Annotated in this window: 24 protein-coding genes and 1 pseudogene; 6 read left to right on the top strand and 19 right to left on the bottom strand. The window is 35.3% G+C overall.

All coding sequences use genetic code 11. The annotated features are described in order from the left end of the window. Nucleotides 1-40: 40 nt before the first annotated feature. The gene (locus ACMDB5_RS06120; RefSeq protein WP_414000129.1) at nt 41-835 is read right to left on the bottom strand and encodes a DUF2797 domain-containing protein; all 795 of its coding nucleotides are present in this window, start codon (nt 833-835) and stop codon (nt 41-43) included. A gap of 139 nt (nt 836-974) precedes the next feature. On the opposite strand from ACMDB5_RS06120, the gene ACMDB5_RS06115 reads away from it, so the two are divergent. Then, the gene (locus ACMDB5_RS06115; protein ID WP_414000128.1) at nt 975-2,504 is read left to right on the top strand and encodes a GH3 auxin-responsive promoter family protein; all 1,530 of its coding nucleotides are present in this window, start codon (nt 975-977) and stop codon (nt 2,502-2,504) included. 87 nt (nt 2,505-2,591) lie between these two features. On the opposite strand, the gene ACMDB5_RS06110 is transcribed toward ACMDB5_RS06115, so the two are convergent. The 5 genes from ACMDB5_RS06110 to ACMDB5_RS06090 all read right to left on the bottom strand — a co-directional run bounded on the left by ACMDB5_RS06110 (nt 2,592) and on the right by ACMDB5_RS06090 (nt 6,789). Then, nucleotides 2,592-2,999: a VOC family protein gene (locus ACMDB5_RS06110; RefSeq protein WP_414000127.1), complete on the bottom strand. Its 408-nt coding sequence runs from the start codon at nt 2,997-2,999 to the stop codon at nt 2,592-2,594. A gap of 109 nt (nt 3,000-3,108) precedes the next feature. Continuing rightward, nucleotides 3,109-4,341 carry an ATP-dependent Clp protease ATP-binding subunit ClpX gene (clpX, locus tag ACMDB5_RS06105; RefSeq protein ID WP_414000126.1) on the bottom strand — a complete coding sequence of 411 codons (1,233 nt, stop codon included), beginning with the start codon at nt 4,339-4,341 and terminating at the stop codon, nt 3,109-3,111. Between the two features lie 70 nt (nt 4,342-4,411). Beyond that, the gene (gene clpP / locus ACMDB5_RS06100; RefSeq protein WP_414000125.1) at nt 4,412-5,086 is read right to left on the bottom strand and encodes an ATP-dependent Clp endopeptidase proteolytic subunit ClpP; all 675 of its coding nucleotides are present in this window, start codon (nt 5,084-5,086) and stop codon (nt 4,412-4,414) included. Nucleotides 5,087-5,221: 135 nt separating this feature from the next. After that, nucleotides 5,222-6,547, bottom strand: coding sequence for a trigger factor (locus ACMDB5_RS06095; protein WP_414000124.1), 1,326 nt, complete (start codon nt 6,545-6,547; stop codon nt 5,222-5,224). A 50-nt stretch (nt 6,548-6,597) separates the two neighbouring features. Further along, nucleotides 6,598-6,789, bottom strand: a complete 192-nt coding sequence (locus tag ACMDB5_RS06090) for a hypothetical protein (protein WP_414000123.1) — start codon at nt 6,787-6,789, stop codon at nt 6,598-6,600. A gap of 1,172 nt (nt 6,790-7,961) precedes the next feature. Between ACMDB5_RS06090 and ACMDB5_RS06085 the strand changes: the two genes are divergently transcribed. Continuing rightward, nucleotides 7,962-8,552, top strand: coding sequence for an HD domain-containing protein (locus ACMDB5_RS06085; protein WP_414000122.1), 591 nt, complete (start codon nt 7,962-7,964; stop codon nt 8,550-8,552). A 149-nt stretch (nt 8,553-8,701) separates the two neighbouring features. After that, the gene (locus tag ACMDB5_RS06080) at nt 8,702-9,265 is read left to right on the top strand and encodes a GNAT family N-acetyltransferase (RefSeq protein ID WP_414000121.1); all 564 of its coding nucleotides are present in this window, start codon (nt 8,702-8,704) and stop codon (nt 9,263-9,265) included. Nucleotides 9,266-9,313: 48 nt separating this feature from the next. Here ACMDB5_RS06080 and ACMDB5_RS06075 read toward each other — a convergent pair whose 3' ends face one another. From ACMDB5_RS06075 to ACMDB5_RS06015, 13 genes and pseudogenes are all read right to left on the bottom strand, one after another. Further along, on the bottom strand, nt 9,314-11,545 hold the full coding sequence (locus ACMDB5_RS06075) for a multicopper oxidase domain-containing protein (protein ID WP_414000120.1): 2,232 nt from the start codon (nt 11,543-11,545) through the stop codon (nt 9,314-9,316). A 23-nt stretch (nt 11,546-11,568) separates the two neighbouring features. Further along, a complete protein-coding gene (locus tag ACMDB5_RS06070) occupies nt 11,569-11,706 on the bottom strand; it encodes a hypothetical protein (protein WP_414000119.1) in 138 nt (45 codons plus the stop codon). Between the two features lie 57 nt (nt 11,707-11,763). Further along, complete coding sequence (locus ACMDB5_RS06065) at nt 11,764-14,343, bottom strand: heavy metal translocating P-type ATPase (protein WP_414000118.1); 2,580 nt, start codon at nt 14,341-14,343, stop codon at nt 11,764-11,766. 85 nt (nt 14,344-14,428) lie between these two features. After that, nucleotides 14,429-14,947: a helix-turn-helix domain-containing protein gene (locus ACMDB5_RS06060; RefSeq protein WP_414000117.1), complete on the bottom strand. Its 519-nt coding sequence runs from the start codon at nt 14,945-14,947 to the stop codon at nt 14,429-14,431. 46 nt (nt 14,948-14,993) lie between these two features. Beyond that, the gene (locus tag ACMDB5_RS06055; RefSeq protein WP_414000116.1) at nt 14,994-15,545 is read right to left on the bottom strand and encodes a DUF3347 domain-containing protein; all 552 of its coding nucleotides are present in this window, start codon (nt 15,543-15,545) and stop codon (nt 14,994-14,996) included. Between the two features lie 76 nt (nt 15,546-15,621). Then, nucleotides 15,622-16,431, bottom strand: coding sequence for a hypothetical protein (locus tag ACMDB5_RS06050; protein ID WP_414000115.1), 810 nt, complete (start codon nt 16,429-16,431; stop codon nt 15,622-15,624). Between the two features lies 1 nt (nt 16,432). Then, nucleotides 16,433-16,960 carry a heavy-metal-associated domain-containing protein gene (locus tag ACMDB5_RS06045; RefSeq protein ID WP_414000114.1) on the bottom strand — a complete coding sequence of 176 codons (528 nt, stop codon included), beginning with the start codon at nt 16,958-16,960 and terminating at the stop codon, nt 16,433-16,435. A 4-nt stretch (nt 16,961-16,964) separates the two neighbouring features. After that, complete coding sequence (locus ACMDB5_RS06040; protein WP_414000113.1) at nt 16,965-17,444, bottom strand: TlpA family protein disulfide reductase; 480 nt, start codon at nt 17,442-17,444, stop codon at nt 16,965-16,967. Between the two features lie 63 nt (nt 17,445-17,507). Further along, a pseudogene (locus ACMDB5_RS06035) lies at nt 17,508-17,870 on the bottom strand (heavy-metal-associated domain-containing protein); the annotation flags it as partial. 249 nt (nt 17,871-18,119) lie between these two features. After that, complete coding sequence (locus ACMDB5_RS06030) at nt 18,120-18,485, bottom strand: hypothetical protein (RefSeq protein WP_414000112.1); 366 nt, start codon at nt 18,483-18,485, stop codon at nt 18,120-18,122. A gap of 84 nt (nt 18,486-18,569) precedes the next feature. Then, nucleotides 18,570-18,914, bottom strand: a complete 345-nt coding sequence (locus tag ACMDB5_RS06025; RefSeq protein ID WP_414000111.1) for a phage holin family protein — start codon at nt 18,912-18,914, stop codon at nt 18,570-18,572. A gap of 57 nt (nt 18,915-18,971) precedes the next feature. Further along, nucleotides 18,972-19,733: an alpha/beta fold hydrolase gene (locus ACMDB5_RS06020; protein WP_414000110.1), complete on the bottom strand. Its 762-nt coding sequence runs from the start codon at nt 19,731-19,733 to the stop codon at nt 18,972-18,974. Between the two features lies 1 nt (nt 19,734). After that, the gene (locus ACMDB5_RS06015) at nt 19,735-20,448 is read right to left on the bottom strand and encodes a pyridoxine 5'-phosphate synthase (protein WP_414000109.1); all 714 of its coding nucleotides are present in this window, start codon (nt 20,446-20,448) and stop codon (nt 19,735-19,737) included. 116 nt (nt 20,449-20,564) lie between these two features. Here ACMDB5_RS06015 and ACMDB5_RS06010 point away from each other — a divergent pair, with 116 nt between their 5' ends. The 3 genes from ACMDB5_RS06010 (at nt 20,565) to ACMDB5_RS06000 (ending at nt 23,049) form a co-directional block, all read left to right on the top strand. Further along, on the top strand, nt 20,565-21,221 hold the full coding sequence (locus tag ACMDB5_RS06010; RefSeq protein ID WP_414000108.1) for a CBS domain-containing protein: 657 nt from the start codon (nt 20,565-20,567) through the stop codon (nt 21,219-21,221). An 86-nt stretch (nt 21,222-21,307) separates the two neighbouring features. After that, nucleotides 21,308-22,192: an NAD kinase gene (locus ACMDB5_RS06005; protein ID WP_414000107.1), complete on the top strand. Its 885-nt coding sequence runs from the start codon at nt 21,308-21,310 to the stop codon at nt 22,190-22,192. A gap of 173 nt (nt 22,193-22,365) precedes the next feature. Beyond that, nucleotides 22,366-23,049: a DUF6089 family protein gene (locus tag ACMDB5_RS06000; protein ID WP_414000106.1), complete on the top strand. Its 684-nt coding sequence runs from the start codon at nt 22,366-22,368 to the stop codon at nt 23,047-23,049. The last annotated feature ends 1 nt before the right edge of the window (nt 23,050 follow it).

Here is a 23,050-nt window from a genome sequence, read left to right as displayed (position 1 = left end):
TTCCTCTTTTTTAGTTCAATAATTTAAGTAATATTTTTTGCTAAACTAAAATCCTTACCACATAACCCTCAGAGCCCCTAACGTTAAACACAGTTCCGTCTTCAAACAAAAGATACTGTCCTTTTATACCGGTTAATTTTCCCTGAAAGTTTGGGGTTTTATCCAGACTTAGGCTTTTTACTTTTGTTGGATAATGAATAACCGGATAATGCATTTCATATAAATCATTTTTCTCCAAAAAGAAGTACTCTTGAACCTCTGCAGGAATCAGATTTTCCAGTTTTAATCTTTCCTGAATTAAATCAATATGTTCAACAGAATTGGTCAACATTTTACGCCAATTCGTTTTATCTGCATAATGATTCTTAAGCGCTACCTCTGTTATTCCTGCCAAATATCGATTAGGCACTTCGACAATAGAAATTGCCTGAACTGCTCCTTGATCAATCCATCTAGTAGGAACTTGGGTTTTTCTGGTCACCCCTACTTTCACTTCACTCGACAAAGCCAAATACACAATATGCGGTTGCAATTGTACTTTCTCTTCATAGACTAAATCCCTGTCTTCTATCCCAAGATGGGCAGTGCTCAACTCCGGCTTCATAATCCAATCGCCAACAGCTGCACTGGAATAAAAACAATCATAACAAAATCCTTGTCGGAATATCTTTTTCTTTTTTCCACAATTCAAACATTGGTAACCCTCAAAATTGATTTCAATATTTTTATCTAACAATTGATTTACGTTTAAAAAACTATCCTCAAAAACCAAATAATATTGAATTGGATCCCCAAATTCTGTTTGCATCTTAGTAAGTACTCCCTCGTATTGCATTAAGTTTAAATTTTAAAGTTTGAAGTTTGACAAATTTTGTTATTTTTGGTAAAGTTAATATTCAAATCTTAAATTTCAGCCTTTTTGCAATTGCAAAAACTTGAAATCTAAAATCGTTAATCAACAATCTGAAATTTATATGCCTTTAACAATAATCAATTCTTTTGCATCTTGGGTACTAAAACAGCGGATTCACCAGATTGAACTTTTCATAAAATACCCCAATGAAGTTCAGGAAGAATTGTTGTTGAATTTGGTACGCGCATCTGAAAAAACGATTATAGGCACTAAATATGATTATGCATCGATAAAATCATACCAAACATTTGCCGACAGAGTTCCTATTTCTACTTACGAAGAATTACAGCCCTTGATAGAACGCACCAGGCAAGGCGAACAGAATGTTTTTTGGGAAGAACCCATAAAATGGTTTGCTAAATCAAGCGGAACAACCAATGCAAAAAGCAAATTTATTCCGGTAAGCAATCAAGCCCTAGAAGATTGCCATTACAAAGGAAGCAAAGATTTACTTTGTATGTATTTGAATAATAACGAAGATTCTGAGCTCTTTCTTGGAAAAAGTCTCCGACTCGGCGGAAGCTCTCAAATATACGAAGACAAGAATACTTTTTTTGGTGACTTATCGGCCATATTAATTGAAAACATGCCTATTTGGGCTGAATTTAGTAGCACACCAAGCAACAAAACCTCCTTGATGAGCGAATGGGAAGCCAAAATTGCAGCCATCATAAACGAAACTAAAAATGAGAATGTAACCAGTTTTGCTGGAGTTCCTTCGTGGATGCTTGTTTTGATGAATAAAATGCTCGAAGAAACAGGAAAAGGGAACTTATTGGAAATTTGGCCAAACTTAGAAGTCTATTTTCATGGAGGCGTAAATTTTGAACCCTATCGCGAACAATACAAAAAAATACTTCCAAAAAAAGATTTCAAATACTACGAGATATACAATGCCTCTGAAGGCTTTTTTGCCATTCAGGACTTGAATAATTCGAGTGATTTGCTTTTAATGCTCGATTACGGAATTTTCTATGAATTTATTCCGATGGACACTTTTGGTACGCCCAATCAAAAAATAATCCGTTTGGCAGAAGTGGAGCTTTTCAAAAATTATGCCTTGGTAATCACCACTAATTCTGGCTTGTGGCGTTATTTAATTGGCGACACCGTTCGTTTCACTTCATTGAGCCCGTATCGAATCAGAGTTACCGGAAGAACCAAGCACCATATCAATGTTTTTGGCGAAGAGCTAATGGTCGAAAACACAGATCAGGCCATTGCCAAAGCCTGTCATTTGACTCACTCCGAAGTCATTGATTATACTGTTGCTCCCGTTTTTATGATCGATAAAGAAAAAGGTGCCCATGAATGGATGATCGAATTCAGAAAAACACCTGCTGATATATCCGTTTTCCAAAGAGCCTTAGACGATACTTTGCAATCTTTAAATTCAGATTACGAAGCAAAAAGGCACAACAACATGACCCTTAACCCTCTGGTGATAAATATAGCTCGTGAAAATTTGTTTTATGACTGGCTAAAAGATCGCAATAAACTAGGCGGACAACATAAAATCCCAAGATTATCCAACCAAAGAGATTATTTGGATCAATTAAAAAACATGCAACTTAAAATAATAACGGTTTAAAGAATAAAAAATATCCTTTTCGATTTCTACCAATTACTTCTACAGCAATTGCATTATAACATTATCTATTTTTCGAAAATAAACACATTACTCCTTTGGCATTAAACTTTCGTCCATAAAGAATACTTCCCAATGGTGATTGTCTAAATCGAGAAAAGACCTTTGATACATCCAGCCAAAGTCTTTAGATTCCATATATTCGGAACCACCCGCTTTTATAACTTTTTCTATCATTTTGTCTGCTTCCTCCCTTCTTTCAACAGATATAGAAATAAGGACTTCGCTAGACTTTGAAGCGTCACAAATTGTCTTATGGGTAAAAGTTCTATAAAATTCTTCAACCAATAACATAACATTAGAGCTATTTCCAATTATCATACAAGTACCTTTTTCATTTGAAAATTTCTGATTGAATGAGAATCCCAATTCTGTAAAAAACTCAATCGATTTTGATAAATCTTTCACCGGTAGATTTAAAAATAATTTTGTTTCCATATTTTTTTAGTATAAAAATACTAAATATCTATAAATCAAACAAATAACTAAATAAAAAAACCTGTTCGATTAAACGAACAGGTTTGTTATGTATAATAAAAAATATTACTTATGAAGCGATCTCCAATCGTTTTAATAAATTCTTATTCAAGGTTTCCTTTGCGTATTCCTTGGTAATTTCTAATGTTTTATCGTCAGAACTTGGTAATTCATACATTGCATCCGTTAAGATGGCTTCGCATAAAGAACGCAATCCACGAGCTCCTAATTTGTATTCTAATGCTTTATCAACAATAAAATCCAAAGCTTCATCAGTGATTGTAAATTCTACCTCATCCATCAAAAATAATTTTTGATATTGTTTGATTAAAGCATTTTTAGGTTTAGTCAAAATAGCTCTCAGGGTTTCTCTATCCAAAGGATCCATATGGGTCAATACCGGCAAACGACCAATAATCTCCGGAATCAATCCAAAATCTTTGATGTCTTTTGGGATAATGTATTGCAACAAATTGTCTTTATCAATATTATCAACATTTTTTGAAGTGCTGTAACCAACAGCTTGACGGTTTAGTCTTTTAGAAATAATTCTTTCAACCCCATCAAAAGCTCCACCGGCAATAAACAAGATATTTTGCGTATTTACCTCTACGAATTTTTGGTCCGGATGCTTACGTCCTCCTTTTGGCGGTACATTCACAACAGTTCCTTCCAATAATTTCAATAAAGCTTGTTGCACACCTTCACCTGAAACATCACGTGTTATCGATGGATTATCGCTCTTGCGGGCAATTTTATCAATTTCATCAATGAATACGATTCCGCGTTCTGCTTTGGTAACATCATAATCTGCAGCTTGTAGCAAACGAGTCAAAATACTTTCGACGTCTTCTCCTACATAACCCGCTTCGGTAAGTACAGTCGCATCAACAATAGCCAAAGGAACATCTAGCATTTTTGCGATGGTTTTGGCTACCAATGTTTTTCCTGTTCCGGTTTGTCCCACCATGATGATATTACTTTTTTCAATCTCTACTTCATCGTCTAGTTGCTGTTGCATTAAACGCTTGTAGTGATTGTAAACCGCAACCGACATTACTTTCTTAGTTTGGTCCTGCCCTATTACATACTGATCAAGAAATGCTCTAATTTCTTTTGGTTTCTTTAAAATTAAATCTCCAACCAACTTAGAACTTCCACTTGATTTTAATTCTTCGAGAACAATTCCATGAGCTTGCTCGATACATTTATCACAAATGTGCGCATCGATTCCAGCAATCAGTAAACTGGTCTCTGGTTTCTTTCTTCCGCAGAAAGAACATTGTAATACTTCTTTTGCCATCTTTTGTAGTTAGCAGTGGTCAGTATTAAGTGACCCATCTAATACTGATCACTTTATACTGAATACTTATTTATCCTCTTATTAAAACTTCATCAATCATTCCGTATGCTTTTGCTTCTTCAGCAATCATCCAATAATCACGTTCACTGTCATTGTGTACTTTTTCGAAAGTTTGCCCTGAATGGTGTGAAATAATTTTATATAATTCATCTTTCAGTTTCAACATTTCACGCAAGTTGATTTCCATATCAGTAGCAACTCCTTGCGCCCCTCCTGATGGTTGGTGAATCATAACTCTAGAATGCGGCAATGCCGAACGTTTTCCTGCAGCACCAGCACACAACAATACCGCTCCCATAGAAGCTGCCATTCCTGTACAAATAGTAGCTACATCCGGCTTAATGTATTGCATCGTGTCATAAATCCCCAATCCTGCATAAACACTTCCTCCTGGAGAGTTCAAATAAATCTGAATGTCTTTTGAAGCATCTGCGCTTTCAAGGAACAATAACTGTGCCTGAACGATATTAGCGATCTGATCGTCAATTCCTGTTCCAAGGAAAATAATTCGGTCCATCATCAGTCTCGAAAAAACGTCTAATTGAGAAATATTCAGTTGACGTTCTTCAATAATATATGGAGTCATATTTGTAGGATTCATAGCACTTACGATTTTATCGTAATACATCGCATTCACTCCTTGGTGCTTTGTAGCAAATTTTTTAAATTCTTTACCGTAGTTCATATTTTTCGTTCTAAGTTTAAAAAAGTTTAAAGTTTAAGGTTGCTCCGTTTTGAACTTTAAACCTTAAACCAATAAAAATAAAGAGCGTCAAAAAAATATTCTTTTGACGCTCAAATATACTTATTTTTTTAGAAATTATTCTCCGTATGAAGCGGCAATAAATTCTTCGTAAGTAACTTCTTTAGTTGTTGGATTTGCTTTTTCTTTAAACAATTCCAATAATTTCTCTGCTACAACTTGGTCAGAAAGTCTTTTTACTTCGTCTTGGTTAGACAAAACTCTAGCTACAATTCCTTGAACTTCTTCATCAGTAGGATTTGTTTGTCCGAATTGTGCCATTTGTTGACGGATATTTTTTGTCGTGAAAGTTTTCAAGTCTTCAAAAGTAATTTGAATGTTACTTTGCGCCATTGCTCTACCTTCGATCAATTGAAAACGCAATCCTTTTTCAGAACGCGCATATTCAACCTCAGCTTCTTCAGCAGTCATTTTTTTCTCTCCTACAGTTTGCAACCATTTTTTAAGGAATTCAGCTGGTAAATCGAATTTTGTGTTTTCGATCAAGAACTCAGTAACATCTCCTAATAATTTTTGATCTGCTTGTTGAGCGAATTGATTTTCAGCATCTTCTTTGATTTTTGCTTTCAATTCATCCAATGAAGCTACAGTTCCTGCTCCGAAAAGTTTATCAAACAATTCTTGGTTTAATTCAGCCAATTCTGTTGTGTTGATCGCTTCGATAGTGAAATCTACATCAACAGCAATAGTGTGAACCTCATCATGAGCTATTTTCATTACGTCCATCAATTGATGAGCGTCTTCAAATAATTCCTTTGTGTTTACGGTAACAACATCACCTACTTTTTTACCGATGAATTTATCAGCAGTAGCTTTGTCTTTGAAAATATCCAAAGAAATAGTTGTTCCGTTATTGATTCCAGCTTCTTCGTTTGAGAAAGTTCCAGACAAATCAGAACCAGCTACAACAACGTCTTGAGGAATTGCAGTACCAAATTGTTTTTGGATACGCTCTACTTGACCGTCAATCAATTTATCATCAGCAGTAACAACATATTTTACGATGTCGTTTTTAGCCTCTAAGTCTAATTCGAAGTTTGGAACCAATCCAATTTCGTATTCGAATACCAATTCTTCAGCATCCCAAGAAAAATCTTCGTTTACTTTAGCAAGTGGAGTTCCAAGAAGATTTAATCTTTCAGATTGCACAAAACGCTCTAAAGCCAAGTCAACCACTTTTTGAACTTCCTCTTCTTTTATTTTTTTACCGTATTGTTTTTCAACAAGATCCTTAGGCACAGCCCCTTTTCTAAATCCTTTAACGGTTGCCAAAGGCATTTTTTCGTTTATTCTTTTTGCCACTTGACCTTTGTAATCCATGTGAACCACTGTCATTACAATCGTCTCGTTTACAGCGTCTATTGCTATTCTTTTAATATCCATCTTCTTCTTTAATTTACATAATAAAATTGGGTTGCAAAATTATAAAATTTTTACAAGCCATCCAAGCTTTTTACTCCCGAACCTTCGGGATTGAATTTCAACGGATTCCAACAACAGAAAACCGGGATATTTCGCTTGTTTTGGGCGTGCCCCACCTCCGTTTCCCTGCGGCGCGTCAGGCTGTTCGTTCTCGCTTTTATGTTTTGCAAAAAAAGCAAAGCCATAAAGAGCTCCTCTGCCATCCTTCACGCGACTAAAGACAGAAACTATATAAAGAGAAAACACAAACTATTCACTAAATAAGAAAGATAAAGGCTATAATAAACATTCTAAAAGCAGAAAAAGATATATATTTGATGATATATACAAGTTGCTGAGACATCAATAACTTAACACTTTTTGCTATGGACAAAACACTTAAAACTTTAACAAAAAACAAATCATCTAGAAATACAAGAATCAAATTACTACCAATTTGGATGAAATTACTTTTTTCCTTACAAATAACTATTTCAGTAATATTAATGTCATCCATCTTCCTAAATAAAATCTCTCCAAATGTTGAAGTAAATATTTATGGTTTTAGAACCCTACAACAATCTTCTTTTTTATTTGTAACATTTTCTTCCTTGCTTCTATTCAATTTATTTTCAGGGATTTTATTAATTCGTGGAGTTAAGTTTGGTTTAAAGTTTGGGAAACTAAATTGTCTAGTCGGAATTGTCATTTGTTCGATTTCAGTTCTGCTAAAATTATATTTCAATGATTCCAATCAATTCTATTTTCCAATAGAAATAATCCTTTTAATTCTAATCTTTACATCATTGAAAAAGATTGAAAAAAAATGGAATCGAGTTTTAGCTTAAAACCACTTCAGCGAACATCTTGGCAAGATTAGGATTTTAGCGGAACTTAAAGCTGATTTTGTATTTGGGGAATTTGTATCAAACAGAAAAAACTCACATCTTTAATCCCCAAACTCACCAAGTACCAAAAGCGAGCATAAAAATATAAATTCTTATAAATTTTAGAATATGAAAAACTACGCAATAAATATGTTTAAAAATATTGAGAATGATCCTATATTTCAAAAAATTATTCTTGAAAATAAATCCTTAAATAGAATTTGGAATATACTAACTAGAAAATCTGTTACAATTATTTTAATCCTAATTACATTAAGTATATTCTTTATTTATAGATTTGGATACCGTTTTGGGAAATTCTTCTACTACATTACTCATTAAAAAACACCTCAGCTATCAGCTTGTCAATATTGGTGTTTTGCTGCAATTAACGTTTTTAATCGTATTTTCGTTTCAGCAGAAAATACTCTGCTCCTATTTTCGCAACAATCGCTTAGTTGCGAAACGTTGATGGCAATATCAGAACAACACTTTTAACAAGACGAACAATGCAGGCAGACAATTTATTACAGCAAATCAACTTTATCAAGGAAATAGACAAGGTCAAATATATTCAGCGTAAGACAAAACTATTCAATAGCGACAGAAACGAAAATGACGCTGAGCACAGTTGGCATTTAGCAATGATGACAATTGTTTTAGCAGAACATTCTGATGTTCCGATTGATATTTTGAAAGTGCTGAAAATGGTTTTGATACACGATATTGTCGAAATTGATGCAGGAGACACATTTATTTACGACACAACGAAAAACCATTCAAATACTGACGAAGAAAGAATAGCAGCAAATCGAATTTTTGGAATGCTACCCAAAGAACAAGCTGACGAATTAATTTCGGTCTGGGAAGAATTTGAAAATGGACAAACCAATGAGGCAAAATTTGCTAAAGCAATGGACAGATTTGAACCATTACTTCAAAACATTTCAAATAACGGAGGAACTTGGGCAGAATTTGGAGTGAACTACGATAAAGTTTACGAAAAAAAGAAAGCAATAAAAGACGGCTCAAATTCAATTTGGAATTATGCCGAGAACTTAATAAACGAAAGCGTTGAAAAAGGGATCTTACAAAAATGAACCGTTCCACAAAATAAGCACCGCCACCAACAAACTCAGATAGATTGGGGTTATAGTGGAATTATCGTGTTTCCGTCTAACAGAAAATACTCTGCTTCGGAATCTCACCAAACTCAGCAAACGTCAGCCTTTAAAAAACGAAAGATTAAATGAAAATATTTGCAGAAACAGAACGTCTTATTTTAAGAGAATTAGAACACTTAGACGAAAACGACTTATTTGAGATGGACTCTGACCCAGAGGTTCATTTGTTTATTGAAAACAATCCTGTAAAATCAATAGATGAAATAAAAAAAGTTATCGAAATACTTAAAAAGCAATATCAAGAAAACGGAATTGCTCGTTGGGCTGTAGTTGACAAAGCAACAAACGAATGTATTGGATGGTCAGGGTTAAAATATTTTAGAGAACCTTTAAACAATCACATTAATTTTTACGAGCTTGGCTACAGGTTTAAGAAAAAGCATTGGGGAAAAGGCTTTGCTACAGAATCCTCGATTGCAATTTTAGATTATGGATTTAAAAATTTAAACATTGACTCCGTATTTGCAATAACTGACCCTAAAAATACAAACTCAAAAAAAGTTCTCACCAGATTAGGCTTTGACCTTCTAGAGACATTTGACTATGAAGGAGACTTGACAAATTGGTTTGAATTAAAAAAAGAAAATTGGAATAAAAAACGCTCCAGCTCCAAAAAGAGTTCTTTATAGCGCCTAGACTGCACATTATATGATAAAAAACAATTGTTTTTCAGTCTTTTAATAATTCAAATTCAAGCCAAAACCAAGTCCCATATCACTGTCATAATGTGTGGTCAGCCCAAAATTTCTCTTGACAATATAACGTAATCCCGCCATATATTCCTTGTCGGTATTCCACATCAAATTCATGCGCAATCTTTTTGAAATGGGAATGTCTTTTCGTTCCAATTGCAATCTGACTTTTCCATCGCTAAAAACTTCGGTTTGAAATTTAACCAGCATAGGCAAGGTATATTCAAATCCTAAACTGGCAACCGCCCGTTTGTTTTTGGTATTTTGCTGCCCGAAAATATTTTGCTCCATTTCCCCTTCTTTCATTTTTCTATAACGCCAATCGAAACCTATAAACGGCATCAACCATTGCATTTTCCCAATATATCTTCCAATATGGGTTTCGGTTTCATATCCGTGATGGGCGTTGTAACCCAACCGCCATTCCGTACCAATACTCCAACGTGTATTCCCCAACATGATCTCGCCGTCGTTTCCGTTTGTGGCAAAATCATTTTCGGCCATTAGATGAAACATTCTGTCATCGGCAAATAACTTGCGTTGCGCCAATTTAGGATTTGGAATCAAAGGGTTTGGCGCTTTGTTTTCATAGCTGAAAATCCTACCCATTCCCGCCATCATGTGATACAGAATATGACAATGAAAAAACCAATCGCCGTCAGCATTGGCATTAAACTCTATCGTATCGGTTTCCATCGGCATGATGTCTAATACATTTTTTAAGGGAGCATAGTCTTCCTGACCATTCAAAACCCTAAAGTCGTGCCCATGTAAGTGCATTGGGTGGCGCATCATCGAGTTATTATGCAACACAATACGCACATTTTCGCCTTTCTTGATTAGAATTTTATCGGCTTCCGAAACCACTTTATTGTCCAAACTCCAAACATAACGATTCATATTTCCAGTAAGTTCAAATCGCAATTCTTTTACAGGAGCATCTTTGGGAAGTGCTGTTTTAGTTAGGGATTTCAGCATCGAATAATTTAGAGTCACAATATCTTTATTTGTATTCATATCATGTTTTGAATGATCCATTTCATGACTCATCTCATGATTTTCATCTTTTGATTTGTGATTTCCTCCTTTGATTTCCGGGTACATCACGGCGTTCATATCCATTTTCTGCAAACTCATCTGCATTCCCATGTCATTCAGACTGCCGTCCATTTTCATCATTTTGTTCATCATTTTCATCCCTTCAAAATAATTCAATTTGGGTAAAGGCGAAATTAATTGCTTGATCCCATCTCCCACATAAAGAGAAGTCGATTTTGTGCGATCTTCGGCTGTCGCCAAAAACTCATAGGCTGTTTTATCGGCAGGAATAGTCACGACAACATCGTAGGTTTCAGAAACGGCAACAATTAATCGGTCGACATCAATAGGGTCCACATCGTTTCCATCATTGGCCACAACGGTTATTTTTCCGCCGGCATAAGTCAGCCAAAAGTAAGTGGACGCTCCGGCATTTACTATTCGCAATCGAACTTTATCCCCTGCTTTAAACTGCGAAAGTTGGCTCTCATTTTTACCATTAATCAAAAATTTATCATAATAAACATCACTCACATCCATGGCGTTCATTCGTTTCCATTCATTGGTAAGTTTTGTGTTAAAATGACCACTTTTTATAGCTTCGGCATAACTTTGGGTAGTTCCTTTTTTGATAGCAAACCAGTCTGAAGCGTTATGCAACATGCGATGCACATTTTCAGGTTTCATGTCTGTCCATTCGCTCAAAACCACAGGAATCGTTGGCAAATCATCAATTCCTTTTCTGAGATTAGAATCCTCTTGTTTCTTATTTAAAATCATGGCGCCATACATTCCTATTTGTTCCTGCAAACCGGAATGGCTATGATACCAATGCGTGCCGTGTTGAATTATAGGGAATTTATACACATATTCGGTATGCGGTTTTATAGGCATTTGTGTCAAATAAGGAACACCATCTTCTTTATTGGGCAAAAATACCCCATGCCAATGCAAGGCAGTATCTTCGTCAAGTTCATTATGCACATGAATTTCGGCGATATCACCTTCTGTAAATGTTAGCGTCGGCATAGGAATCTGTCCATTTACAGCAATGGCTCTTTTCTCCTTACCCGAAAAATTGACAAGAGTATCTCGTACGTACAAATCGTACCGAACCACTTTTTGAGCATTTGCCATAAATGCAATGAACAATAAGAAAACGCTTAATTTAATTTTCATTTTCCGTTCCTTTTTTAAACAAATTATTTTTTTCTCCTATACATATGAGCCGCTACTAATAAAAACAGAGCAAAAACCAAGATTGAAACCCACCAAAACAAAGGCAATCCGATGAAGGAATAGGCTTCCGAATCCATTACTTCTTTTACTTTATCAATCATAATTGTATCGTTTTTAGAATAATTAAAACAGCACCATATAATTTAATAGTTTTCTAACTACAACTTCCCATTTCGCAATCGCAACGCATTCGCAATTACGGAAACGGAACTAAAGCTCATCGCCAAAGCCGCAATCATAGGAGACAATAACAATCCGAAAAAAGGATACAAGACTCCGGCGGCAATTGGAATTCCTAAAACATTATAAAAGAAGGCAAAAAACAGGTTCTGATTGATGTTTTTCATCACGGCATGACTGAGGTTTTTCGCCTTTACAATGCCTTGTAAATCCCCTTTTACTAAGGTTATTTTAGCGCTTTCAATAGCTACATCAGTTCCGGTTCCCATAGCAATTCCCACATTGGCCTGAGCCAAAGCCGGCGCATCATTTATCCCGTCACCAGCCATCGCAACAATTTTACCTTCGGCCTGTAATCGTTGAATTTCCTTGAGTTTATCTTCCGGCAAACAACTGGCTATAAAAGAAGCCAAATGCAACTCATCGGCAACCGCCTTCGCTGTATTTACATTATCGCCCGTAAGCATAATTACCTCTACTCCTTGGCGCATCAATTCTTTTATCGCGACCTTAGTCGTTTCTTTTATCGCATCGGTAATAGTTACATAACCTAAAACAACATTGTCAATGGCTATATAAGAAACCGTTTTTCCCAATTTTTGTTCAGCAACAATCTTGTTTTCTATTTCCGGAGAAATTGCTACATCAAACTGTTCCATTAGCTTTTTGTTTCCCAAAGCCACTTTTTTATCACCAACAATTCCCACAACACCTTTTCCGATGATTGCCTCAAAATCTTTGGCTTCCAATACTGCTATATTTTTCGCTTGCGCAAAATTGACTACGGCTTGCGCCAAAGGATGTTCACTATACTGATTTAAGGAAGCTATATTTTGCAACAATTCATTCTCATTATTCTGAGTTGAAAAAATTTTCTCAACAGAAGGCTTTCCTTCCGTTAGTGTTCCCGTTTTGTCCGTTATCAAAACATTCACCTTATTCATGTTCTCCAAGGCTTCGGCATCTTTTATCAAAACCCCGGATTGCGCTCCTTTACCCACACCCACCATTACTGACATTGGCGTGGCCAATCCCAATGCACAAGGACAAGCAATAATCAACACCGCAATAGCATTTATAAATCCATAAACCAATGCTGGCTCAGGACCAAAATTTGCCCAAACCAAAAAGGTCATCAGGGACACCGCAACAACGATAGGAACAAAATATTTTGCAATTCTGTCGGCTAGTTTTTGAATAGGGGCTCTGGAACGACTGGCGGTATTGACCATTTGTACGATTTGCGAAAGCAAGGTTTCCGATCCCACTTTCTCGGCAATCATCACAAAGGATTTGTTTCCGTTTATGGTTCCCGAAACCACCGAATCACCCACCTTCTTATCAACAGGAATTGGCTCTCCCGTTATCATCGATTCGTCAATGGTGCTTTCTCCGGTAGTGATTTTTCCGTCAACGGGAATTTTATCTCCGGGTTTCACACGCAACAAATCGCCTTTTTTGATATCATGGATTGAAATTATTTTATCAACGCCGCCGCTAACCAAAGTGGCTTCTGTTGGCGCCAATTTCAACAGCTCTTTTATCGCGCTACTGGTGCGGCTGTGGGCTTTGGCTTCTAATAGTTGTCCTAACAAAACCAAGGTTAATATTACTGTCGTCGCTTCAAAATAGAGATGAACAGCTCCGTTATGCGTTTTAAATTCATCGGGGAAAATATCCGGAAAAAACAAACCGACCAAACTGAATAAAAAAGCCATTCCAGAACCAATTCCGATCAACGTAAACATATTCAGATTCCAAGTCACAATGGATTTCCAAGCACGGACAAAAAACATCGAACAAGCATAAAAAACAACAGGAAGCGATAAAATTAGTTGCACCCAATTCCATTTTTCAACATCCATGATTTTCATCATCGGATTATTGGGAATCATATCCGACATCGCAATTATAAAAATGGGCAGCGTAAAGATTATAGCGATTTTCATTTTATGCCATAAATCAAGGTAAGCCTTGTTCTCCTCACTTTCCTTGGGTTCCATCGGGACTAAATCCATGCCGCATATCGGACAGGATCCAGGACTATCTTGTATTATTTCGGGATGCATAGGGCAAGTATATTGCTGCCTTACATTGAGAACGGGTTGCTGCACTAAATCCATGCCGCATACAGGGCAATCTCCTGCTTCATCATATACTTTATCACCTTCACAATGCATCGGGCAATAATATTTACCCGGAGCATTTATCAAGATGGGGGACTCCGTTTTATGATGATGTTTTTCTGCACCACAACAGGACTTTTCTGTTGGCTTATCCTCTTGTTTTACAGCACTACAACACGATTCTGCTTTTGGTTTTTCTTCCTTTTTAGAAGGTGTGCCCATTGGCATTTCCATCTTAATCGTATATTTACCAACTGCAGATAAAGCTTCTTGCAAGCTTTCTGTAGGAATGTGTTTTTCCATTGTAATGATGGCAACCGGCGGTTCTAAAACGACCACGGCCTGAATCCCCTCAATGCCGTTCAGCGTTTTTTCTACTTTGGCGCGACATCCGTCACAACTCATTCCGCTAATAGTATAGTTATGTGTCATTATATTGTATCTTAAATTAGTAATACAAAATTGCCACTAAATGCGGCTTAGACTCTTATACAATTTTGGTTCTCTTCTGTATCTTTTATAGATTTTCAAGAGGTTGCCTTTTCTGCTCTTTCAGGTTTTTAAATGACGTAGGCGTCAAACCGGTAACTTTTTTGAATTGTTTGCTCAAATGCGAAGCACTGCTGTAATTGAGCTGAAAAGCAATTTCATTCAAACTTAATTCATCATAAACAAGTAATTCTTTGACCCTTTCAATTTTTTGAAGGATATAATATTGCTCAATAGTGGTGATTTCCTGCAATGAAAACAAATTACTGATATAGCTATAATCCTGCCCAATGGCCGCAACTATATAATCGGATAAATTTGTTTTGAAACGGTTATCCTTGAAATGTACTAATTCTACAATTAGGTTTTTAACCTTTTCAACCACTCGTTTTTTCTTGTCATCAATGATTTCGAAACCTAAAGCCAAGAATCGTCCATTCAGTTCCTCTTCTTTTTCTTTATCTAAGGTTTCAGCAATTTCTACCTCCCCTAATTCAACCGAAACGGCACGAAGTCCAAACTTTTCCAGTTCAGACTCCACTACCATTATGCATCGGTTGCAGACCATGTTTTTTATATATAATTTCAAAATATTATTTTACAGTTGCTACAATACTTCCGCAATTTAACATTTTAGAACCAAAATACGGATTCCTAATCTCTTCCGTTTCAGAAATCCAATAACCGCTTTTCCCCTCGTCATACATCGGACAATAAGCCTGATATAGCTTATGATCCGTTCCAAAAGTTTTTATTAAATCATTCACTTCTTTACTTACTAATGCAAAATATTCTCTTTGATGACCGATATCAGTTGAATTATCGCTGATATGCTTTAGATGTACAACAATAGCATCCGCAATTTCAGCATATTCCTTTTTCCCTTTTGTATCTAATTTATCAGTATTCAGAGTATTTAAAGTTACGAATAAAATTTCAGCTACATCGGCTGCTGTTTTAGAATCATCTTTCGCCAAGGCATTTGTAAGCTTCAAATAATTAGCTACTACTTCGTTTATATCTAACAAAGAGGAAACAACTTTTCCGGTTTCCGTTTCTGATTTGGTTTCAATAACTGCTGTTTTTTGATTACACCCAATAAATAAGAATGCAAATGCAATCATTGAAAGTACTATATTTTTCATTTTCTAAAATTTAATTATTCAGTTTGGTATTTCATCGATACCTTTTTTTAAAGCCATCCCAATTTTCTATGTTAGCCTAATTGGTAACATTAAAAAAAGTATATTCCAATTTTAAATAAAAACCATCAGGGGCAAAACGAAGCATCGAGCTATACAATTCCTTTTTGTATGCCACATCAATTCTCGCCTGACTGTTGATAATAAACTGGATTGAAGGCACAACATCTAAATAGGATTTCCCATTATCGGTCAATGTTTGCCCAACAAATTCCAACATCGTATTAATGTTCGTTTGCTTAAAGCTAGTGTATCGTTTTGGATACATTAACCTTCCAACAGAAAAGGTATAATTGAAAGCACCACTACTTTGAAATTCCGGAAATTCATAGTTAGGTTTATTGTCAGATGCCTTTGCATAACTAACCGAAGAGCTGATTGCTACTTTCTTGATTAGCTGCGTGGCAACCACACCCGCTTCAAAACCCGAATTTCCGCCAGACAGATCAATCGCTTCTTGCATTATAGGTGAATTATTCCAACTGTATCGCCCAAAAGCGGCCATACGAAAATGACTTTGCAAATCGTCAACAGAAAAAAAACGGTATTTGGCATATACTCCAGCTCCTTCTCCTTTCAAGTCATTACTTGCATTGTTTGAAAAAGCAGAAGCACGCACCATCAAGTTTTTATTGATTCCCCAAGTTACTTCCGGCGATAAGCTATAAACAGATCCGCCACCGATTTCTTTTTCCATCAAAGATTGACCAAGACGAATCCCGATAGAACCTGCCGGAACATTACTGGCAGGTTCAGTCACTACAAACAGTTCCTGTGCATTAATTTGAAATGAAATTAATACCAAGAAAACAATAGATAAATACCTCATATTATAAAGTTTTTACGTGATACTCATTTTCCTTTTCTACCGCATAAGTTGGATATTTTGAATAGGATTTGACCAATTTCTTATATTCTTTTTGAGTCACAAAACCCTTGTCTGAAATTTTAACTCTAGTTTCACCTGATAAAATCTGTGCTTTTGTGTCAATGAAAACAAATGAAGCATCGCCTTTTTTAACGACGCTATTATCTTCAACTTTCAAATTATCAAACGGCATTGTCAACACCATCGATCCTACAAAAAAACCTGCTTTCTCAACCGCATTTTTCAATACTTTAGGTTGCAATGGACTGTTCTTCTTGAAATAAACCGTAAAAGTATTGGTATTCAAATCAGTGCCAACGCTGTCAACTTCGGGCATTGCTTTTAACTGTTTGTTTATCGCGTTCGAACACATCGAACAGGTTAATCCCGTCGCCATTATTTCGGCTTTAGAGATTTGAGAATAGGATTTTACACTTGTTATTAATACCAAAAGTGCAATGGCTAAAAATTTTATATTTACTATTTTCATCTGTTTATTTATTTATTTGAGCAATAATCTCTTCCTCAGTTGGATTAATCGCTATAAGTTTTCCTGAGGCGTCAAAAAGATAGGCAGCCGGCAATTCTTCCACTCCAAAAACCACCGCCGATTTAGCATCAAAACCTTTGGAATCTATTAATTGTTGGTGCTTCATTTTGTCTTTCGCAATAGCATTCAGCCATTTCGTTTTGTCTGTATCTATTGATATCCCTACGATTTCGAAGTTTTTATCCTTATAGGCATCATACATTTTAACCAATTTTCTATTTGCTAATCGGCAAGGGCCGCACCAGGAAGCCCAAAAATCTACCAAAACCGTTTTCCCTTTGAAAGAAACTAGCGCAACCTCAGCATTTTTATCGCTTTGAAGTTTGACATCGGGAAAAGTATCTCCCAATTTCACCTGTGCATTTACTGCTGAAAAAACCAACATTAAACTGCACGCCAGAATTATATTTTTTATTTTAAACATTAGTTTATTGTTTTTAAACAGTATTTACTGAATCATTCCTATTGTTTATATTCACTTTTTCGCTTCTACTTTTACAGCAGTTTTTGCTTCTCTATCATATTGACAACAGCCATGCAATTTGTCATAAACCGCATCTGGCGCTAGAAACTTATCACTATCATAACCTGCCAGAGCAATACGTTTTAAAATTTCGTCCGGATTGGTTTTCTTAGTATCATAAGTCATTGTAAGCATTTTCGTTTCCACATTCCAATCTACTTTAGTTGCGTTTTTAAGATTTGCAGCGGTTTCGATGGTCTTTTTACACATTCCACAGTTTCCGTAAACTTTTACAGTTTCTGTTTTGGCATTTTTAATTTGTGCGTTCCCAATGGTGATTGAAAGCAATAGTGTCATTGCCATCAATATATTTTTTATTGATTTCATATTGAATTTTTTATTTTTTTATTAGAAATATGCGATACGCCAGCTTGAAGCATATTATAATTTCCATTTATGCTTTCACAAACATGGCTGCCGCATCGTTTTATTATTTTTGAAGTGAAATAATCTTAAAGCAAGACATTAACTACAGCAAAATTGCTATAATTAGAACGGCATTGAATTAAAATTTAATGATTTTAGAGCGCAAAAAGGCTTTCAACTAGACCCATTTTTGGCTATCAATAAAGGAATTTAGCTTATTTTAGGTGGAAGCCAAATAGCACGGAAATCTGAAGAAATAAAGATTTCTGAATAATAATAATTTTGTTTTTTTTGAGAAAAAACAAAAGGCTGATTCGATTCAGCATAAAACAAAGTTGGTAAACTTAGATGGACAACCGGACTGCAAGAAATATTTTTGCAGGCTCCATCACAGCCACTATGTGAACCTTCGTTCGATTTTTTATTCTTCTTACAACAGTCTGCTTTTTTAGTTTGTGAAGAAGATTCTTTTTTACAGCAGGATTTTTCCGTCTTAGTTCCACATGCAAAAGCAATGCTTGGCATCATAACGAAACCAAACATAACCAACAATAAGATGTAAAACTTTTTGGACATTTATGCTAATTTAAAAAACAAAGGTATAAAATTAGCCGTTATTGCCATTTTATACCTTCACAAATAGTTGTTAAAAACGACTAATTACTTCCCTTCGCCCAATATACCGTTCATTATAGACTGCAATAAGGACAAGATGATACTAAATAATAAGGCGATCCAAAATGAATCCACCTTAAATCCACCCACGATATTTGTACACAATAATATAATCAACGCATTGATGACCAACAAAAACAATCCTAAAGTAAGAATCGTAACTGGTAATGTAAAAATCACTAATATGGGTTTAATAAATATGTTAAGTAAACCGAGTACTATTGCAACAAATAAAGCCGTAGTAAAACCGGCTACATGAACCCCTGGCATAATATGCGAAATCAGCAAAACTAAAGCTGCCGTAATCAGAATTTTAAAGATTAATTTCATATTCAGTTTTTTTTTAAAATTTTAAATAAAAGTACTACTAATTTAAATTAGTTGCTTTTATTTTAAAAAAGAAAACACCATTTGATGAAACAATACTGGATTTTCGGCATGAAGCCAATGCCCTGCATTTGGGATTGTTTCTAAAGCTGAATCCGGAAAATGCTGTTTTATGTTTTGGATGTCATCATCTAAAATATAATTTGAATTTCCGCCACGAATAAAAAGCGTATGTTTATTAAAAACCAAATCAGCCGGCAATGCCACCCCTATTTCATCCATTTTTTTATTAAAAACTTCCAAATTAAATCGGAAAGCCAATTGTCCCGGTTCTTTCCAGTACAAACCTTTCATCAGGAATTGTCTAGTTCCGAAATCAATTATGTATTGAGATAAAATTTCTTCAACTTCGGATCGGCTTGGTTTTTTGGCAAAATCAACGGCATTCAAGCCCGCCAAAATAATTTGGTGGTGCTGCGGATAGAATTTGGGACCAATATCAGCAACAATAAGTTTGTTTACCATTTCTGGATGCTTTGTTGCAAACAACATCGCGGTTTTTCCACCCATCGAATGTCCAATAATATCAACCTTATCTAAATTATTCGCTTGACAATATTCGAAAACATCCTGAGCCAATAATTCATAACTAAATTCTTCCGAATGGAAACTACGACCATGATTTCGCAAATCCAATAAATGAACTTCGAAACCATCAGCAGCAAATTGCGTCCCGAGTGTTTTCCAGTTATCAGACATTCCCAGAAATCCGTGTAAAATTAAAAGCGGTTGGCCTGAACCTTCTATTTTTGAATACAACATTTTATTTTAATTTTTGCAAATACATATTAACGACATTATCCAATCCCAAATAAAGAGCTTCGGAAATTAAAGCGTGACCTATGGAAACCTCAAGTAATCCCGGAATATTTTGCTTGAAAAACTGAATATTATCTAAACTTAAATCATGACCTGCATTGATTCCCATCTCCAAATCATTTGCAAAAACAGCCGCTTTCACATAAGGATCAATACCTCTTTCGTTTCCTAAACCATATTGATGTGCAAAAGCTTCTGTATATAATTCGATTCGATCAGTACCCGTTTTTTTAGCTCCTTCAATCATTTCAAGAATAGGATCCACAAAAATGGAAGTACGAATTCCATGACTTTGAAATTCCTGAATCATCTCAGTCAAATAACTTTGATTTTTTATAGTATCCCAACCTGCCGATGAAGTTATTGCGCCAATAGCATCAGGAACTAAAGTCACCTGATCTGGTTTGCACTCTAAAACTAAGTCTATGAAATTATGTTGTGGATTACCTTCAATATTATATTCGGTATAAACAATTGCTTTCAAATCGCGAGCATCTTGATAGCGAATGTGACGCTCATCCGGGCGAGGATGAATTGTGATTCCTTGCGCACCAAACTTTTGGATGTCGGCAGCCACTTTTAGTAAATCTGGCACATTTCCTCCACGCGCATTACGCAAAGTAGCTATTTTATTGATATTTACACTTAACTTTGTCATTGGTACACTTTTTATTTATGAAACAACTGTTTTACGAGGGCAAAAATACAAAGTAAAAGGTAGGTGTATTTGCCTTTTTTTGATTATTTTGCATAAAAATTGAGGACTAATTTAAGATGGAAATTACGGACTACATAACCAACGACTTTAAAGCCATTGACAGCCAAGAAACTATTGCCGCTGTCAAAGACTTTTTCAATGACATGAGCTATTCGCATTTCCCTGTGATTGAAAATGAAATTTACATTGGTTGTCTTTCATCGGATGACATTGAAACTTTTGACGATGATAAAAAGATAATTGATTACAAATATACTCTTGAAGGTTTTTTTACCAAAACAGATTCTATTTGGCTTGAAGTATTGGAAGTTTTTGCAAAAAACCACACTAATTTAATTCCGGTCTTAGACAAAAACAACATCTATGTTGGTTATTACGAAATAGAAGACATCATGAGTTTCTTTCACGAAACCCCTTTTTTAAAGGAGCAAGGAAGAATCATAAAAGTAAAAAAAGGAATCTTGGATTATTCGATGGCTCAAATCACACAAATTGTGGAAAGCAATAACGGCAAACTCTTAGGTTTATTCATTTCCGAGTCAGACACCGAAAGCGTTGAAGTGACCATTAAAATAACCTTTGGCGCGATAAACGAAATCATCCAAACTTTTAGAAGGTATAATTACGAAATCACATCTGAACACAATGAAGATGATTACATCAACAATCTAAAGGAGCGTTCGGATTATTTAGACAAATACCTTAATATGTAAACGCTTATTCGGGAATTTGTTGATTCGGTTATTCATAATCAAATCAACAAATTCCCGAATAACCAAATTAACGATTAAACAAGACAATGAAAATAGCTATATACGGTCAATATTATCAAAACAGTACCGAACCAATCATAAGAGACATATTCGTGTTTTTTAATCAAACAAATGTAGAGTTGGTCATTGAATCTAATTTCTTGAAGATTCTTTATGAAAAAAAAATAGTTGAGAAAGAATACAAAACTTTTGAATCCCATACCGAATTGAATCAAAGTTTTGATATGCTAATAAGTATTGGTGGCGACGGCACTATCTTGAGAGCTGCCACTTTAGTGCGAGATTCAGGCGTACCCATACTAGGAATAAATGCGGGGAGATTGGGTTTTCTTGCCACTGTTCAAAAAGAAAACATTGCTAAATTTATGCAATTAGCAATCGACAAGAACTATACCTTATCAAAAAGAACCTTATTGACTTTGACTTGTTCTCCAGAAAACGAATCCATTCAGGAACTTAATTTTGCAATGAATGAAGTTACTGTTAGTCGAAAAAACACCACTTCGATGATAACCATCGAAACTTATCTGAATGGCGAATATCTGAATTCCTATTGGGCCGACGGTTTAATAATATCAACTCCTACAGGATCGACAGGTTATTCTTTAAGTTGTGGAGGACCAATACTGACTCCCGATGTAAAAAGCTTAGTCATAACCCCAATTGCGCCACATAATTTAAATGCAAGACCACTTGTTATTCCTGATGAAACCGAAATCAGATTAAAAATAACAGGCAGAGAGGAGCACTATTTAGTTTCTTTAGACTCCAGAGTAACAACCATAAAAAAAGAATCGATACTAACCATAAAGAAAACCCCATTTCAAATCAATATGGTCGAAATTCCAGATGAAACATTCTTAAAAACGCTTCGTTCAAAATTACTTTGGGGAGAAGACAAAAGAAATTAATTTTTTTTGGGACCTAAACTATACGATTCAACCTATTTTATCCGTTTTACTTTAAACAATTTTCATTCAATATCACTGTTATCTACTTATTATTCAAATAATAACCATATTTAACATATTAGATATTGATTCGTATTGATTATTATTATATTTGCACGCAATTTTTAATTAAAATGACAAAAAAATTCAGCTTATTCACATGCCTGTTCCTAAGTATGACTATGCAGTCACAAATACATGAATTAGGTGTGTTTATTGGCGGAAGCAACTATGTTGGCGACATAGGCCCTACAACCTATATTGCCCCTAATGAACCTGCTGTGGGATTGCTGTACAAATGGAATAAAAGTCCAAGACACTCATGGCGACTTTCATACACCCAATCGAAAATCAGTTCAAACGATCTAGATTCAAAAGAACCCAGCAGAAACCAAAGAGGCTATAGTTTTGAAAATAGGCTAAAAGAATTATCTTTAGGCCTTGAATTTAACTTTTTCGACTTCGATCTTCATCATTTTGGAAAAAAAATCACCCCTTATGTCTATAGCGGACTAAGCTATTTTAAATATGAAGAGTTTTATTATATATCGGGAGAAACAAAGAAAGACGAAAACTCAAATTCATTTGCTATACCAATGGTTGTAGGAATAAAATCAAACATTTCAAGAAGGTTAATCTTGGCAATGGAAGTTGGAGCACGTTATACATTTACTGATAATTTAGACGGTAGCAATCCAAAGAATGAAAATTTGAAACCATTCCAATTTGGAAATATAAATAATAATGATTGGTATGTTTTTTCAGGGTTAACATTAACATATACCTTTGGCGAAAAACCTTGCTATTGCGCAGAATAAA

Source organism: Flavobacterium sp. W1B (assembly GCF_047344965.1).
Classification (GTDB): Bacteria; Bacteroidota; Bacteroidia; order Flavobacteriales; family Flavobacteriaceae; genus Flavobacterium.
Note: the sequence above shows the minus strand (reverse complement) of the source record. Positions and strands in the feature narration are given on the sequence as shown.

Bases quoted from the DNA above. Each gene is read 5' to 3' on its own strand.
- ACMDB5_RS06120 (WP_414000129.1), bottom strand. From the start codon at position 835: ATGCAATACGAGGGAGTACTTACTAAGATGCAAACAGAATTTGGGGAT.
- ACMDB5_RS06115 (WP_414000128.1), top strand. From the start codon at position 975: ATGCCTTTAACAATAATCAATTCTTTTGCATCTTGGGTACTAAAACAG.
- ACMDB5_RS06110 (WP_414000127.1), bottom strand. From the start codon at position 2,999: ATGGAAACAAAATTATTTTTAAATCTACCGGTGAAAGATTTATCAAAA.
- clpX (WP_414000126.1), bottom strand. From the start codon at position 4,341: ATGGCAAAAGAAGTATTACAATGTTCTTTCTGCGGAAGAAAGAAACCA.
- clpP (WP_414000125.1), bottom strand. From the start codon at position 5,086: ATGAACTACGGTAAAGAATTTAAAAAATTTGCTACAAAGCACCAAGGA.
- ACMDB5_RS06095 (WP_414000124.1), bottom strand. From the start codon at position 6,547: ATGGATATTAAAAGAATAGCAATAGACGCTGTAAACGAGACGATTGTA.
- ACMDB5_RS06090 (WP_414000123.1), bottom strand. From the start codon at position 6,789: ATGGCAGAGGAGCTCTTTATGGCTTTGCTTTTTTTGCAAAACATAAAA.
- ACMDB5_RS06085 (WP_414000122.1), top strand. From the start codon at position 7,962: ATGCAGGCAGACAATTTATTACAGCAAATCAACTTTATCAAGGAAATA.
- ACMDB5_RS06080 (WP_414000121.1), top strand. From the start codon at position 8,702: ATGAAAATATTTGCAGAAACAGAACGTCTTATTTTAAGAGAATTAGAA.
- ACMDB5_RS06075 (WP_414000120.1), bottom strand. From the start codon at position 11,545: ATGAAAATTAAATTAAGCGTTTTCTTATTGTTCATTGCATTTATGGCA.
- ACMDB5_RS06070 (WP_414000119.1), bottom strand. From the start codon at position 11,706: ATGATTGATAAAGTAAAAGAAGTAATGGATTCGGAAGCCTATTCCTTC.
- ACMDB5_RS06065 (WP_414000118.1), bottom strand. From the start codon at position 14,343: ATGACACATAACTATACTATTAGCGGAATGAGTTGTGACGGATGTCGC.
- ACMDB5_RS06060 (WP_414000117.1), bottom strand. From the start codon at position 14,947: ATGGTAGTGGAGTCTGAACTGGAAAAGTTTGGACTTCGTGCCGTTTCG.
- ACMDB5_RS06055 (WP_414000116.1), bottom strand. From the start codon at position 15,545: ATGAAAAATATAGTACTTTCAATGATTGCATTTGCATTCTTATTTATT.
- ACMDB5_RS06050 (WP_414000115.1), bottom strand. From the start codon at position 16,431: ATGAGGTATTTATCTATTGTTTTCTTGGTATTAATTTCATTTCAAATT.
- ACMDB5_RS06045 (WP_414000114.1), bottom strand. From the start codon at position 16,960: ATGAAAATAGTAAATATAAAATTTTTAGCCATTGCACTTTTGGTATTA.
- ACMDB5_RS06040 (WP_414000113.1), bottom strand. From the start codon at position 17,444: ATGTTTAAAATAAAAAATATAATTCTGGCGTGCAGTTTAATGTTGGTT.
- ACMDB5_RS06030 (WP_414000112.1), bottom strand. From the start codon at position 18,485: ATGTCCAAAAAGTTTTACATCTTATTGTTGGTTATGTTTGGTTTCGTT.
- ACMDB5_RS06025 (WP_414000111.1), bottom strand. From the start codon at position 18,914: ATGAAATTAATCTTTAAAATTCTGATTACGGCAGCTTTAGTTTTGCTG.
- ACMDB5_RS06020 (WP_414000110.1), bottom strand. From the start codon at position 19,733: ATGTTGTATTCAAAAATAGAAGGTTCAGGCCAACCGCTTTTAATTTTA.
- ACMDB5_RS06015 (WP_414000109.1), bottom strand. From the start codon at position 20,448: ATGACAAAGTTAAGTGTAAATATCAATAAAATAGCTACTTTGCGTAAT.
- ACMDB5_RS06010 (WP_414000108.1), top strand. From the start codon at position 20,565: ATGGAAATTACGGACTACATAACCAACGACTTTAAAGCCATTGACAGC.
- ACMDB5_RS06005 (WP_414000107.1), top strand. From the start codon at position 21,308: ATGAAAATAGCTATATACGGTCAATATTATCAAAACAGTACCGAACCA.
- ACMDB5_RS06000 (WP_414000106.1), top strand. From the start codon at position 22,366: ATGACAAAAAAATTCAGCTTATTCACATGCCTGTTCCTAAGTATGACT.